We start from the raw sequence: 13,101 nt of genomic DNA, 5'->3' as shown, positions 1-13,101 counted from the left end.
GGTTTTCTCCTCAGACGGTGCGGCACAGCGGCAACGCTGCGACGGTGAAGGCTTGGGCTTGCTGACCCACGAGACGCCGGGTCTCGCAGGAAGCTTGGATCGCGGCCTGTTCGATCGCCGCAACCGCGGTGTCGAGCACGTCCAGGGTGGGTGCGGACACGCTGATGAGGCCGGTGTAGCGGAGGACGCCGTGCCCGGCGGTGAGGTCGGCTTCTTGTTGGAGGACGTCGCCGTATTCGGCGGTTTGGGACGCGTCTTCGATCTGCCCCATCTTGGAGCGTTGCGCCGCGTCCGAGATCAGCTCGGTCTTCTTCTTCCTGATGTCCCTCGCCGCCTGATCCGAACGGATCGGCGTACAGATCAGTGAGAACGCCCGCTGGATACCAGAGGACAACAGCACCGGTGCGAGGAACCCTGGATACACCTGAGACCTCGGCCACTCCGATATCCACAGCACCGCATGGTGCGCGGAGTCCGATCGCAGCCGATCCCATGACTCGGTGACCGCGACCGGCCCCGCCGTCGCCAGTGAGCGGCCGATGTCACCATGGCGTTCAAGGAGCGCGGCAGCGGCGGGGTCGTAGGCGGAACGGAGAATCACGGCAACCTCGCCTGGGGTGAGCCAGGTGCCGACGGTGAGTTCCGCGGCACGCAGCGCGGTCACGAGCGTGGTCATCTCTTGCCGGAGCACCGCCGCTCCGCCCTTGATCCCACCGCCGTTCGTGCGTATCTGACGTGCTGCAGCGCGCAGGTCGAGCGCGAGACTGATCGTGGTCGCGTGGCGCTCACCGGCAGGTCCGGCACGGTCGATGAGCTCCCGGTAGACGGTCGAAGTCCACGACCCGTCATCACGCCCGTGCTGCCGCCACCACTCGACCAGACCGGAGCCCCCGTCAGGGAGAGTGCGTTCGCAGACCTGAAGGCGGGCGATCCTGCCGGATCGGCAGGCGGTGGCGAGCACTCTGCCCCAGGTGGCGACGCGGCGTTCCTGCTCACCCGGGTCGAGGAGAACGAACGCGGGATGCGACACCGCGATGATCGCGGTGAGCGTCTGCGCGTGGGGGTCGTGGATCATCGCCGCCCCCGTCTCCGGGTCCTCCCACTCCCGGAGCGCTGCCGCATCGCCGGGGAGTGTGAGTGTTCCGGCAGGTCTTGGTTTCACGATCCTGCGGCGGAACACGGTCTGCCGTTTCTGTGTGCGGGCGACCCACCGGAAGGTGACAGGTACCCACTCGATCAACTTCCGGCCACCAACCGGCGTCCACGCCAGCGTCGCGCTGAGGAGCCAGACGGGTGCGGTCCAGGCCAGCAGTATCCCGCCGCCGGCGTAGAGGGCGCCGACGATTGCGAGTACGCCGATGGCGAGGGCGATGAGTTGTGGGAGGGAGAGGCCGAGGAGGATGCCGCGGCGGGTGAGGCGGGAGAACTGCACCGCCCGCAACCCAAACTCCACCGTGCTCTGCTGGTTCGACATCGGCTACTCCTTCCCGCTCATCGGCTTCGGAGCCGGTGGTGGTGTCTGTTTCGCCGGTGGCACAGACGGCGACGTGGGCGGTGCCGTGGGCGTGTGGTTCGGTGCGGGAGGCGGTGCCGGCTGCACGGTCTCACCCGCACCGGCCGCGTGACCTTCCGCAGCCCCACCGACTGCGCCACCGAGTTCCGGTCCCGCGGTCGCCGCAGCTTTGGCGACTTGCGCGCCGATCACGACCGCAGCCGCAGGCCCTGCAGCGGCTGCACCAGCACCTGTCCCAGCACCGGCCGCACCAGCACCTGTCCCAGCACCGGCCGCACCAGCACCTGTCCCAGCAGCGGCCGCACCAGCTCCACCTCCCGCGCTGCCTGCACCAGCACCTGCGGCAGCGCCGGAGGCACCACCTGCTGCTGCGCTCCCGCCCGCAGTAGGTGCAGCAGTCGATGCGGATGGGGTGCCTCCACCAGACGGTGCCGCACCGCCCCCCTTGTCGCCGGCGCCGTCGAGCACCTTCTTCGCCCCGTCGGTCTTCGGTGCGGACGGCACCGGGACGGGGCGGTTGAGGGCGGATTTGGCTTCTTGTTCGGTGCTCATCGAGTGGTACATGTCGAACCCGACGAAGCTGACGAACTTGTAGGTCATGTAGGGGGCGAACGCGGCGATGAACATCAGCACGACTCCGGCGATGGGGTCGCTGATCGACGCGAGATCCAGTTCGATCGGTGCGGAGACTTGGGTGATGGCGACGAGGAAGATCACCACGAGGACGAGTTTCGACAGGATCAGGGCGATCACGAACGTCGCCCACTTCCCGAACCACCCCTTGGTGGCGTCCCAGGAGAACCCGGCGAGGGCGATGGGTGCGAACACGATCGCGACGAGCAGGAGGGCTTTGCGGATCAGGAGGGAGAACCACACGATCGCCGCCGCGCTGATGGCGAGGCCTGCGAGGAAGATCGTGACGATCGCCCCGACACCGGGGGCGGCGATGTTGATCCCCGCGAACCCTGCGGCGAGGAGGGTGATGCGGTCGCCGATGGATTCCATCGTGTTCCCGGTGGCTTGCACGATCCCGACCGCGAGCTGATCGGTGATCTCCAACAGGAGCCCGGTGAGGCCGATGGCGACGAAGGAGCCGAGGATGCTTTTCGCGGCCCCGAGGGCGGCGCGGGTGAGGGCGGTGGGGTCGCGGTGGATGAGGCCGGTGATCAGTTGCAGGCAGAAGAAGATCAGCACCACGAACACCGCCACCCCGAACAGGATGTTGTAGACCCCGATGTAGCCCTCGTCGGTGACATCGACAAGGGTGGTGGTGTCAAATACCGCCCACACGGCTTCGAAGAGCCACGCGGCGGCGCCTCCCATGGCCTGAGCGAGCCAGTCAAATGGGGCCGCGATCAACGTGGCGGCGCCTTGGCCGACGGTGTCGCACACGGCCGAGATCACCGGAACATCACACACACTCATCGCTCACTCCTTCCCTCGTGCGCGGTGGGGCTAGACGGCTTGTCCGACGCCCCAGAAGAAGTTGATGAGCGTCACGCTGGCGCCGCAGATGATCGCCGCCCCACACGACACGAGCACCCCGACCTTCCCGCGCGACGCGAGGTGCGGGTTGCTGCTGTTCGCGCCGAAGCCCCACACGATTGCGGAGACGATCAGGGCGAGGACGGAGAGGATCAGGCCGACGGTCATCACCGCGCCGACGATGATGCGCAACTGCTCGATCCCGGGAAGCCCGGTACCGTTCGGATCAATATCAATCACAGGGTGCTCCTTCGACTCACACCGCCAGTAAGGAGGCGGACTTGCCAGCCAGGTACGCTCCCGCCTCCCGGACGGAGAAGCCCCGCCGGTAAACTTGAGTGATGACCCCCGCCGCGCAGACCGTCGTGTTCCTCCACGGCATCGGCGCCGGCCCCGACTCCTGGAACACGCAGATTGCGGCATTGCCGGAGGGGTTCACCGGATTCGCCCCGACGATTGCCGGGCTCACTGATGCCGACGATCACGAGTTCTCTCTGACTGCCGCGGCGACGGCGATCCGCGATGAGCTCGATCGTCGCAGCATCGACCGAGCGCATTTGTGTGGGCTGTCGCTCGGCGGGATGGTCGCCACACGGTTCGCGATCGACTACCCGGAACGGGTCGCCTCGCTCGTCCTCTCAGGCAGCCAGGTACACCCGAACCCGGCGTTGATGAAGGTGCAGAACGCGATCATGCGCATCCTCCCCGCGCGTGTCGTCGCGCAGCCTGGGATGAGCAAGCAGCGGATGTTGGCCGTGCTCCGCGCGGTTGGGCAGACCGACTTCCGGGCTGAGCTCGCGCAGATCAGCGCACCAACACTGGTGCTGTGCGGCCTCAAAGACCGTCCGAACATCCCTGCTGCCAGAGAGCTCGCCGGTGGGATTGCCGGGGCGGAACTGCAGCTCGTGCCCGGCGCCGGGCACGAGTGGAATGTGCAGCAGGCCGAGGAGTTCAGCACCAGGCTCAACGCCTTCTACCTGCACCAGAAGCCATGACGCTGGCTGAGGTTCAGCGCGCCTATGGGGCACGCGCAGCAGAGTACGCGGAACACCTCGGCCTGATGGAGGCCGTCACCGAAACTGACCGTGAACTCGTGCGTTCCTGGGCGAAGACACTTACCGGGCCGGTGCTCGATGTCGGCTGCGGCCCCGGCCACTGGTCCGCCTATCTCCACGCGCTGGGCGTCGATGTCACCGGTATCGATCCGACGCCTGAGTTCATCATGCATGCCCGCTCCGCGCACCCGCCCGTCGTGTTCAGTGAGGGGCGAGCCGAGCACCTGGACGTGCCCGAAGAGTCGCTGGGCGGTGTGCTTGCCTGGTACTCACTCATCCACGCCCAAGCAGCCGAAGTGGCGGCGGCGCTGGTCGAGTTCGCTCGCGCTCTCCGGCCCGGAGGTGGTCTCGTGATCGGGTTCTTCGAGGGGCCAGTGTTCGAGCCGTTCGATCACGCGATCACCACGGCCTACCGGTGGCCCGTTGACGCACTCAGCATCCTCGTCCGAGAAGCGGGGTTCACCGTGACCGAGACGCACACGCGCACCGATCCCGGTGTCCGCCCGCACGGTGCGATCACCGCAATCCGAACGGTGCCGTAGCGCGCGGCGACTAGAGGTTCTCACCGACGCCGAGGAGGAAGTTCACCCATGCGACCCCGGCTCCGGCGAGTGCGGCCGTGCCGAGGGCGACCCAGGCTCCGATTCTGGCTTTGGTCGCGGTGTGCGCGTTGCCGGTGGATGAGGCGATGGCCCAGATGATCGCGGAGACGACCAGCATGAGCACGGCGATGATGAGCACGAACATCAGCAGCGCACCAATGACCGCACGGAGTTCGCTGTCGGCGCCGACACCGCCGAAGTCGGGGAACACCATCAGCGCCCACCCCCGCCCAGCGTGCAGGACGCCCGAGAACCGGTGCCGCCGATGATGCCTTCCGCACCCTGGTCGCTGAGCCATTGGTCGGCGTCGATCGCGGGCTGACCCTCGCCGCCGGGGCGGATTTCGAGGTGGAGGTGGGGGCCCGTGGACTTCCCGGAGGAGCCGACATCGCCGATGTGTTGCCCGGCAGTGACGGTCATCCCTTCAGCGACGTGGATGCCGTACTCCCACATATGTGCGTAGTACGACGCGATGCGTTCCCCTCCGACGGTGTGCTCGACGATGATGAGACCACCCCAGGAGCCGGTGTATCCGGCATGGGTGACGATCCCGTCGGCGACGGCGTAGATGGGGGTGCCGTCGGCGGCGCCGTAGTCGCTGCCGGAGTGGAATGCCTGCTCGAAGGTGATCGGGTCGGTGCGCCACCCGAACGGACTCGTCCGCACCCAGGTGCCCTCCGGGAGTGGGAACACGACCCGGGTGGTCTCCGGCACCAAGACCTCGCCACTGCTGCCGCCGCCGGTTGATGGTGCGGGCTTGGTCAGGGCGGTGAGGATCGCTTCGGCGACGGGCTGATAGTTCTGATACCTGTCCGGGTAGGCCGACACCTCGACGGCCTGCGCTGCTTCGCCGGGGTCGAGCTGCTGCCACCCCGGAATGTCCAGGAGTCCGCGCGGTGAGGGGTGGTTGGGGCCGGTGGGTCCGCCGTAGAACGCTCTCGCTTGGTAGTTCGGGTCCATGAGCTCTGCGACGGTGCCCCAGCCGGCTTGCGGGCGCATCTGGAACAGGCCGAGTGAGTCGTGGTCGGAGGCGTCGCCGTCGTTGGGGTAGTTCGCTGATTCGGGGTAGGTGCCGGTGTTGGCGAGCATCCGTAGATGCGACTCCGTGAGCGCCGCCATCAACGCGATCACAACACCAGGACGCCCCACCCCGTCGGTTTGCCCGCCGACCGTGATGATCGTTGCGGCATGGGTGAGCTGCTGCCGGTTCAACGTCACCGTCTCACCGTTCTTCGTGGTCGCGGTAAGCGAGTCCGGGATCGGCCCCACGATCAACGACCCCGGAGCGCACGCGGCGATGGCGGGGTTCGCGAGGACAGCCACGGAGAGCAGAACGGTCGCGGGGCCGAAGCAGACGGCGGCGATGGCAAGAGATGCGAGGAGCTTCTTGAGCATGATCGGTCACCGCAGCGGGTTGTCGAGCTGCGATAGCCGCAAGAGCGCGCAGGTCTCGGTGATCGGATCGGCAGGCGGCGGTGCCGGGTTTCGTTCGGGGGTGCAGGTGAGGAACACGGTGAACGCCACCTCATGCGCGGTGGTGACGGGGTCGGCGCCCCAGTAGCCGGTGCGGTGGCGAGTGCCGGAGATCGTGTACGCGATCGTGCCGTCGGGAATCTGCCCCGGCGCCGCCTGCGCGACCGCTTCCTCCCACACGGCCGGGATCTCGATCGCGTCGATGGTGAGCCACTGCCTCGTCTGATGCGTGCGCAACTGCGCCCACGCCTCCTGGGTTGGCAGATAGGCGCGCACATCAGTGGCCGCCGCGTCGGCCTCTTGATCTTTGGTGACGTCGGCGATCATCTGCGCATAGTCCGTGGGTCCGTATCCGCTGGTGGTATTCCAGGTGAACAGCGCTTCCGCGAACGCCGCCGCGAATGCCTCCGGTCCACCAGCCACGACCACCGGCTCCGGCCTCGAAGGCGTGTCTGCGGGTTGCGTCGCCGCTGAGCTGTCGGTCGGGACGGCGTCTCCGGGGTCGGCGGGCTGTGGCCCGCGGATGAGTCCGTAGAAGCCGATGCCGACGAGGATGAGCAGGATGAGGGCGCCGGCGATGGCGGCGATGAGCATGGTGCGGCGGCGGCGAGCGGTGGGGTCCATCCTGGTGTCCTTCCCGACAATGTGCGGATCACCAGATAGGTGCACCCACGCGCCCGGAGGAGGAAAGGTCGAGGAATGTCAGGCGGTGTCGCGGTGTGCATCCCGTGCGGCGCGCGCGGCATCGAGGAAGGCGATCGTTGCGGCGACCGCGTGCTCGAACATTGCCCACTGTTCGTTCGACAGGGCGGGGCCGATGGTCTCCGGGTCGTAGCGTTCGGTCCAGGTGGAGAGCTCATCCCAGAGGTAGACGAACGACCGCACCGGCAGGAACTCTCGTGCCGGTTCCTCAACCGCATGGAGGCGGGTGGATGCGAGTTGGTTGGGGCGCTTCTTCGTCGCGGTCTTCGCGCGCTCGACCGCGATCTCGGCCAGCCGCTGCAAGTCTGCCGGCCGCGCGGTGTCTTCGAGTTCCCGTATGCGTGCGGCTCCGGCTGCGGCGGTGTCGCGGATGCCTGCTGGTTGTGCGGGGTCGGCGGCGAGGGTGTCGAGTTCGGCGAGGGCTTGCGCTGCACGGATGCGATGTTGTGCTCCGGTGATCGATTCGCCCGCGTCGATCCGGTCAAGCTCTTCTCGCGCCCGATCCCGCACGTCCTCGGGCTGTGAGCGATCAGCGGCGATCTGCTGCAACTCGTTGATGCGCTCCAAGGAGGTGTAGGAGTTGCGGCCGGTGACCATGAGCGCTGCTTGCTGCCGGGTTTCGCCTTTCTGCGGTGCCGCCACGGTGGCGGCACCGTGTGACCTGGGGTTTTCCTGTTCCGAGGTGAACCGTGACGCTTCCTGCCTGCCCGCCGCATCCTCAACCATGAGAGCTTTCAGCTCGGCGTAGAGGGCGGCTTCCTCGGTGCGGGTGAGGGGCTTGTGGAGCAGGTTGTCGTCCTGCTCAGCGAGAAGCTGCCCGAGGAAGGTCGAGATACCGGATCGCACCCACACGTTCACGGTCTTCCACCCGAGCCTGCGGATCGCGGCCAACCTGCGGGCACCGCAGATGAGCATCCCGTCCGGGGTGATCGTGATCGGCTGCAACAGCCCATCCCGGCTGATCGACTCGACCAGAGGGTCGAGGTCGCCGTAGTCCTCCCGATGCCGTCGACCGGACCAGATCGAATCGACCGCCCGCTCCAGCTCGATATGCCCCAGCTCGCTCATGACCGCCCCCGCATGACGCCGGGGGCGGCGACCTTGATCGCAGCACCCAGGTCCGCGTCATCCATGAGATGACGCAAGGACTCATCGATCAGCAATCGCAGCAGCACACCGCGTGCCGCGTTCGTCCCCGCCAGGTGCAGGTCCGGTGTCCCGAGGATGATCCGCAACAGCCGGTACCAAGACGGAGCCGGGATGTCCAGGAGAGCGCGGGTGTGCCGGTCCCTTCGCAACGACTCGTACGCGCCGGCTCGGGAGACGGACTCGGCGAGGCGGGCGCAGATGCACTCCACGGCGGCGCGGGCGAGTTCTGGTCCCCAGCCGTGCCAGCACAGCAACGCGATGGTGTCCTCCATCGCGGACTCCACCCGCGTCGACCCCGTGTCCTCGAACGCCTCCTCACGCACATCGTCTTCGTCGCCGCCGAAAGGATCGGCGAAAGGGTCGGCACGGAATGCGGGATGGTAGTCGGTGAGAGGGTTTTCGCGGTCGGAGAAGCGTTCGGCGTCATGGAAACTCGAGTACCGAGGCCTGCGCGCCTGATGCACCGAACAGAGCAGCCCGTTGGCACGGTTCTCTGCGATGCAGGTGATCTGCACGGCGCGGGTGATCACCGCCCACGGGTCATCCGCCCGGCGGACGGCTGCGGTGCGCATCGCCTCGAACGCCGCCGCCGACGCCTCCCACGGATCAAGCCCATGCTTCCTCGCGAGAGCCGCGTACTTCTGGGCGGCGTGCCGCATGAGCGCTGCCGCTTCCGCGTCCGTTCGCCAGGCGTCCGGTCCATCGTCGTTCAGGCGGGTGAGGAGTTCGCGGAGTCGTTCTGAGTTCTCGAAACCCTGCCCGCGGCGGTTGGGGCCTGTGTTGTGATGTTGTGGCATGGTGGCACCTCCTTCAAGGAAGGTGCGCACCGGCACCCCACCGACATCTCGCCACCGATTCCGGTACATGGCCTTTCACCCCAGCCCAATCCCAGACGGGCGCACCCACGACGAGGAGCGACGCCGATCCTGCGACTCGAACACCTCGAACGACTCGAACACCGACGCGTCATCGGCAACCGTTCGTTCAGCGCGGCGATCCCGGATATCTCGAACACCATTGCGTGTCGCTCGGTAGGCCTGGCCCGGTGCACGACGGGCCCTGCGCGCGAGCTCCGCCTGGACGTTGATGCCGCGCCCGGCAATCCGAGCGGTGCCCGACGCGATCAGGTCAGTCGGCCTGACCCATGCGATCCCACGCCCCACCCGCGACGAACGTTCCCCGGCATCGTCGGAGGTGAGTGAGGGGTCTCGGCGCACGGCGAACGCTGACCGTTCACCCTCCGCCGCCGCCGCCGCCGCCGGCTCGGTACGAATCTCCAGCGCCTCGGCACGGGCCGGGTCTGTGTCGTCGTTCACGATGTCTCCTCCTTCACTTCGCTGGCGAACCAGCGGCCGACGGTGGAGGGGTGCACGCCCAGGTGCCGGGCGATCTGCTTGTTCGACCACCCCTCCACCTCCCGCAACCGCGCTGCTTTCGTCCGTCGCTGACTCACGGGAACCAGCGGGGCTGGAGTCGTATGCGTCGGCGCGGTGTCCACCCGCGGTGCGGCAGCACCATCTGTTGCCTCCGTGCGTTCGGCCACGTCTTGCTCGGGCACGGTCTCGCTTGCGTCCGCGGTGGGAGCCAGGGGGCGGGTGAGGATGACGGTGAGGTGCGTGATCGCCAGCAGCACGAGCGGTGGGATCGCAGCGACTGAGGCGGCAAGGATGCTGGGGACGTCGGTGTCGGCGGCGATGATCGCGTGGATCGCGTTCGCCGTCACCGACACGACAGCCCCTGCGGCGAGGAGTGTCCAGGGGTACCAGGTGCGGCGGTGCTGACTGGCGAGGGCGACGACGGCGACGGTCGCGACGACGATGATGCCGTCCACGATCAGCGGCCACGCCCACGCCTGCCCCGCATCGATCCCTGACCGCCGCGCCAGATCAGCCAATGCGGTGAACGACAGCCAGAACGCCCCAGCCGCGATGAACACCGTCCCCGTGATCGCCGTGACGACCGCCAACCGGCGGCCCCGCGGCATCACCGCCTCGGCGGCGCTCATGACAGCACCCGCCCCGGTGATTCGCGCACGAGACGCCGCTGATCCGCCACGGGTTCCACCGCACGGCTCGCTGGGTGGGTGGCGCGGTAGGCGGAGCGGATCGTCGCCATGATCTCCCGTGACCTCAGCCCCGCGTGCTCTGCCGCAGGGCCGAGCGCTTCGAGGGTCGCATCGGGTGGGGTGCCGGCTTCCGCGAGACGGCAGGCGGCCCAGAACAGGCCTCGGTTCCGCTCGCCCTCGCCACGCCCAGCCACCCAGCCCGCGAGCACCTTCGCATCCGAACCCCGTCGCTCAAGCCGAGAAGCACGGGCACGGTCGAGTGGAATCGGGGTGCGGGGGTCGAGGAAGTCGCGCAGCCGCGCTGCATCCACCGGTGCCGGGGTGTTCCCGGCGACGATCAGCCGGTACGGGGTCCGTACCCCGCCGGGGCGGAGCACGCGGGAGGGCGGGGCGATGATGTATCCGCCGTCACCCCGGAAATCGATGTGCGCCCGTGCCGCTTGCCACGACGACTGCGACCGATCTGGGTCTGCCGGATAGTAGGCGTGCAGCCCGCCGGAGGGCGTGCGCACCAGCGCCGCCCACCCCGCAGCGAGGCCTTCACGATGTGCGTTGCGGAAAGCGGGGAATCCGGTGCCGATGGCGTGGACGTCGACATCGACGACCTCCACTCCAGACGGGGTACCGGTGGGGACGCCGATGTTCGCCGCCGGCCACCTCGACCACCAGGCCGCAACCTGGGCTGGATCGCTGGTGGCGTCGTGGAACCCGCGACGCACCAGCGGCCGCTTCTCACCCGGCACACACGGGAACACCGGCACCCCCGCCGCAGCGAATCGCGCTGCAGCTTCGGGGAGCGGCATCCGGCTGACTTCGGAAAACAGATCGACGGCACTCATCAGAGGCTCCTCACTGAGGATGCGACCGGGCGGCGCGGCTCCTCGCTCAACGGATCAGCCGCCGTCTCGACCGCCGTCTCGGGTGGCTCCTTCGCCGCGGTATCGCGGGTCAGGCCGGGCGGGTCACCGTTACCGATCTGGGGTGTCGGGAGCTGATCGAGGATCGCAGCGGCACTCTTGCGGACTCGTTCGCCGGTGGCCTGGACAACTTCAACCGGGGACTTCTCCGGCACCGTCGCCGCCCACCCCGACACATACGGCACCGTGTAGTCACTGGTGTCCATGCCATGTGCTGCGGCGACCATCAACGCGACCGAGTCCGCCTCGACCTCACCGATCCCGCGATGCCCCGTCGCATCGGCGTTGTCTGGTCCGTGCAGGAGGACGTGCGCGAGCTCGTGCACGAGGGTCTTCACCTGCGCGGCGTCAGGCATGTTCTCCCGCACCGCCACCGTCCGCGCACTGAAGTCGGTGAGGCCGTTCGCGCCATGGATCATGCCCTCGTGCGGCACCCGCGACACCGTGAACCCCGCCGCCTCGACTTGCGCCGCGATGCCCTCCCAAAGACCATCGGGAGCTTCACCTGCGAGCAGCCGTGGCGACGGGGTCGTGGGGATCGGATCGCCCGCTGTCTGCGACGCATCCCACACGTAGGCGGGGCGGACACCGACCATGCGGGAGCGCACCGCCTCGCCGGGCTTCGGCTTCTCGAAGCGGCCGAGCCTGCGCCACGACTCCGCCACCTTCGGCGTGAACGAAGCAAACCGGCCCGTCACCGGGGCGAGGATCATGTACCCCGACTGGCCCTTCTCAACCTGCCGACCGAGCGCCTGCCACTGCTTGAACCCCGCCACATACGTCGGTACCGGTTCTGGCACCCGGCCTGCCTCGAACGCGGCCTGATGCTGCACGAAGATCAGCAGCGTGTTGTTGAACGAGCGGGCACGGAACCGGGCCGCGAACTCCAACGCCTGCTTCCAGTCCTCACCCGACACCAACGACTCCACCGCGCCGGTGAGTTGTTCATGGAGCGCATCGAGCTTCGAATCCCGCGCCGCTCGCGCCTCTTCGCTGGTTGCCATCGCCGTCCTCCTCCCGCAGGTACCCGCACACGGCGGGTGACCTCTGCGACCAGAAGGTGCGCGAAGGGACTCAGGAAACGCAATCGAGACGGACGACGGACAGATTGTGAGCGACCGCCAGGTGCATCACTGAACCCGACGTGGTCAGCCCACCTCTACCCCAGAAGCAGGAGCCCCGGTGATCCGAGCACCGGATCATGGTCGTTTCACCCGGACGCACGCGCGTTCACTCGGGGTCTGTCGGCAACGGGATTTCGCGGCTGATCCGGCGATATTCGCTCGGAGCGACCCCGACACTACGGCGAAACTGCTGGGCTGCGAAATCAGGATCACCCCACCCCACCGACGCGGCGATGATCGAGATCGGCGAGTCGGTGACCTTGAGTAGATGGGCCATCCGTTCCGCGCGCAGCATCGTCAGATACGCGATCGGCGACTTCCCAAACGACGCTGTGAAGACTCGTCGGAGTTGCGATGGCGACAGATGCACCGTGGCCGCCAGTTCGGGCACTGACCACCGACGATCAAGCTCACCGGCAATGAGTTCCGCAACCCTCCGGGCTTCGGCACGCACCGGTCGAAACGCACGGTGTCTGGGCGCGGACGGCACGATCGTGCTCCGCTGAGTTGACGTGACCCGTTGGTCTGTGACGGTAAGACTCGGAACGACGACATCGAGGACGGCTGAGACGAGCGCCTGCGCCCGGTAGAAGTGTTCTGCTTGCAGGCCGTCGATGCTCAGTGTCGCGAGTTCGTCCAGCCACGGCATCAGCAATCCAGCACGTTCCTCGCCGATCCGAACGACCTGCGCGGGTTCCGCGTAGTTCGCATCGAGGAACGTGCTGGCATCAAGCCGATCCTTGAAGCGTGCGGCGTACTGCCAGAACACCTGATCGATCACATAGTCACGGTCGAGGTAGAGGGTTGTTGTCGTTATCCACCCCTCGGGCTCAGCCCCACAGAGGGTGTTTGCTGCGAGCACCACGACGTCGCCGATGCTTATGTGGCGGGCACCGAACTCGCTGAACAGTCGCGCGCTGCCAGAGCGGACGACGATGAACTTCACGCAGTCGAACGCAACCGGTTCGATAGCGACGTGATCGGTTCGCGTGCGCGCGGCAACGGGCGCGTACTCG

15 protein-coding genes are annotated in these 13,101 nt (G+C 67.6%); 2 read left to right on the top strand and 13 right to left on the bottom strand.

Features of this window, described 5'->3' with window-relative positions:
• Positions 1–10 precede the first annotated feature (10 nt).
• The 3 genes from F6B43_RS03690 to F6B43_RS03680 are packed head-to-tail and all read right to left on the bottom strand — an operon-like array spanning position 11 to position 3,238.
• Positions 11–1,474 carry an SCO6880 family protein gene (locus F6B43_RS03690; RefSeq protein WP_150447524.1) on the bottom strand — a complete coding sequence of 488 codons (1,464 nt, stop codon included), beginning with the start codon at positions 1,472–1,474 and terminating at the stop codon, positions 11–13.
• A 3-nt stretch (positions 1,475–1,477) separates the two neighbouring features.
• Entirely contained in the window at positions 1,478–2,938 is a 1,461-nt protein-coding gene (locus F6B43_RS03685; RefSeq protein ID WP_150447523.1) for a conjugal transfer protein TrbL, read from the bottom strand.
• A 30-nt stretch (positions 2,939–2,968) separates the two neighbouring features.
• Positions 2,969–3,238, bottom strand: a complete 270-nt coding sequence (locus tag F6B43_RS03680) for a DUF6112 family protein (protein ID WP_024355940.1) — start codon at positions 3,236–3,238, stop codon at positions 2,969–2,971.
• A gap of 101 nt (positions 3,239–3,339) precedes the next feature.
• Between F6B43_RS03680 and F6B43_RS03675 the strand changes: the two genes are divergently transcribed.
• Positions 3,340–3,993 carry an alpha/beta fold hydrolase gene (locus tag F6B43_RS03675; RefSeq protein ID WP_150447522.1) on the top strand — a complete coding sequence of 218 codons (654 nt, stop codon included), beginning with the start codon at positions 3,340–3,342 and terminating at the stop codon, positions 3,991–3,993.
• Positions 3,990–4,595, top strand: a complete 606-nt coding sequence (locus tag F6B43_RS03670) for a class I SAM-dependent methyltransferase (protein WP_150447521.1) — start codon at positions 3,990–3,992, stop codon at positions 4,593–4,595. The genes F6B43_RS03675 and F6B43_RS03670 overlap by 4 nt, the downstream gene beginning before the upstream one ends.
• A 10-nt stretch (positions 4,596–4,605) precedes the next feature.
• Here the strand turns inward: F6B43_RS03670 and F6B43_RS03665 are convergent, their stop codons facing one another.
• From F6B43_RS03665 to F6B43_RS03620, 10 genes are all read right to left on the bottom strand, one after another.
• Positions 4,606–4,872, bottom strand: a complete 267-nt coding sequence (locus tag F6B43_RS03665; RefSeq protein ID WP_150448411.1) for a DUF6112 family protein — start codon at positions 4,870–4,872, stop codon at positions 4,606–4,608.
• Positions 4,869–6,050 carry a M23 family metallopeptidase gene (locus tag F6B43_RS03660; RefSeq protein WP_150447520.1) on the bottom strand — a complete coding sequence of 394 codons (1,182 nt, stop codon included), beginning with the start codon at positions 6,048–6,050 and terminating at the stop codon, positions 4,869–4,871. Before F6B43_RS03660 ends, F6B43_RS03665 begins: the two co-directional genes overlap by 4 nt.
• 6 nt (positions 6,051–6,056) lie before the next feature.
• Positions 6,057–6,752: a hypothetical protein gene (locus F6B43_RS03655; RefSeq protein ID WP_246159780.1), complete on the bottom strand. Its 696-nt coding sequence runs from the start codon at positions 6,750–6,752 to the stop codon at positions 6,057–6,059.
• 78 nt (positions 6,753–6,830) lie between these two features.
• On the bottom strand, positions 6,831–7,898 hold the full coding sequence (locus tag F6B43_RS03650; RefSeq protein WP_150447519.1) for a ParB N-terminal domain-containing protein: 1,068 nt from the start codon (positions 7,896–7,898) through the stop codon (positions 6,831–6,833).
• Positions 7,895–8,776, bottom strand: a complete 882-nt coding sequence (locus F6B43_RS03645) for a hypothetical protein (RefSeq protein ID WP_150447518.1) — start codon at positions 8,774–8,776, stop codon at positions 7,895–7,897. The genes F6B43_RS03650 and F6B43_RS03645 overlap by 4 nt, the downstream gene beginning before the upstream one ends.
• 75 nt (positions 8,777–8,851) lie before the next feature.
• A complete protein-coding gene (locus F6B43_RS03640; RefSeq protein WP_150447517.1) occupies positions 8,852–9,295 on the bottom strand; it encodes a hypothetical protein in 444 nt (147 codons plus the stop codon).
• The gene (locus tag F6B43_RS03635) at positions 9,292–9,984 is read right to left on the bottom strand and encodes a DUF2637 domain-containing protein (RefSeq protein ID WP_150447516.1); all 693 of its coding nucleotides are present in this window, start codon (positions 9,982–9,984) and stop codon (positions 9,292–9,294) included. Before F6B43_RS03635 ends, F6B43_RS03640 begins: the two co-directional genes overlap by 4 nt.
• Positions 9,981–10,883, bottom strand: coding sequence for a bifunctional DNA primase/polymerase (locus F6B43_RS03630; RefSeq protein WP_211368021.1), 903 nt, complete (start codon positions 10,881–10,883; stop codon positions 9,981–9,983). The genes F6B43_RS03635 and F6B43_RS03630 overlap by 4 nt, the downstream gene beginning before the upstream one ends.
• Positions 10,883–11,965 (bottom strand): ArdC-like ssDNA-binding domain-containing protein, encoded by a 1,083-nt coding sequence (locus F6B43_RS03625; RefSeq protein WP_150447514.1) that lies wholly within the window; start codon positions 11,963–11,965, stop codon positions 10,883–10,885. The genes F6B43_RS03630 and F6B43_RS03625 overlap by 1 nt, the downstream gene beginning before the upstream one ends.
• 226 nt (positions 11,966–12,191) lie before the next feature.
• Complete coding sequence (locus tag F6B43_RS03620; RefSeq protein ID WP_246159779.1) at positions 12,192–13,031, bottom strand: AraC family transcriptional regulator; 840 nt, start codon at positions 13,029–13,031, stop codon at positions 12,192–12,194.
• Positions 13,032–13,101: the final 70 nt, after the last annotated feature.

Source organism: Microbacterium rhizomatis (assembly GCF_008710745.1).
In the GTDB taxonomy this organism is placed as follows: domain Bacteria; phylum Actinomycetota; class Actinomycetes; order Actinomycetales; family Microbacteriaceae; genus Microbacterium; species Microbacterium rhizomatis.
Note: the sequence above shows the minus strand (reverse complement) of the source record. Positions and strands in the feature narration are given on the sequence as shown.

Excerpts from the sequence above, each read along its gene's own strand:
- F6B43_RS03625 (WP_150447514.1), bottom strand. The coding sequence starts at position 11,965 with ATGGCAACCAGCGAAGAGGCGCGAGCGGCGCGGGATTCGAAGCTCGAT.
- F6B43_RS03655 (WP_246159780.1), bottom strand. The coding sequence starts at position 6,752 with ATGGACCCCACCGCTCGCCGCCGCCGCACCATGCTCATCGCCGCCATC.
- F6B43_RS03675 (WP_150447522.1), top strand. The coding sequence starts at position 3,340 with ATGACCCCCGCCGCGCAGACCGTCGTGTTCCTCCACGGCATCGGCGCC.
- F6B43_RS03685 (WP_150447523.1), bottom strand. The coding sequence starts at position 2,938 with ATGAGTGTGTGTGATGTTCCGGTGATCTCGGCCGTGTGCGACACCGTC.
- F6B43_RS03630 (WP_211368021.1), bottom strand. The coding sequence starts at position 10,883 with ATGAGTGCCGTCGATCTGTTTTCCGAAGTCAGCCGGATGCCGCTCCCC.
- F6B43_RS03660 (WP_150447520.1), bottom strand. The coding sequence starts at position 6,050 with ATGCTCAAGAAGCTCCTCGCATCTCTTGCCATCGCCGCCGTCTGCTTC.
- F6B43_RS03645 (WP_150447518.1), bottom strand. The coding sequence starts at position 8,776 with ATGCCACAACATCACAACACAGGCCCCAACCGCCGCGGGCAGGGTTTC.
- F6B43_RS03650 (WP_150447519.1), bottom strand. The coding sequence starts at position 7,898 with ATGAGCGAGCTGGGGCATATCGAGCTGGAGCGGGCGGTCGATTCGATC.
- F6B43_RS03635 (WP_150447516.1), bottom strand. The coding sequence starts at position 9,984 with ATGAGCGCCGCCGAGGCGGTGATGCCGCGGGGCCGCCGGTTGGCGGTC.
- F6B43_RS03690 (WP_150447524.1), bottom strand. The coding sequence starts at position 1,474 with ATGTCGAACCAGCAGAGCACGGTGGAGTTTGGGTTGCGGGCGGTGCAG.
- F6B43_RS03670 (WP_150447521.1), top strand. The coding sequence starts at position 3,990 with ATGACGCTGGCTGAGGTTCAGCGCGCCTATGGGGCACGCGCAGCAGAG.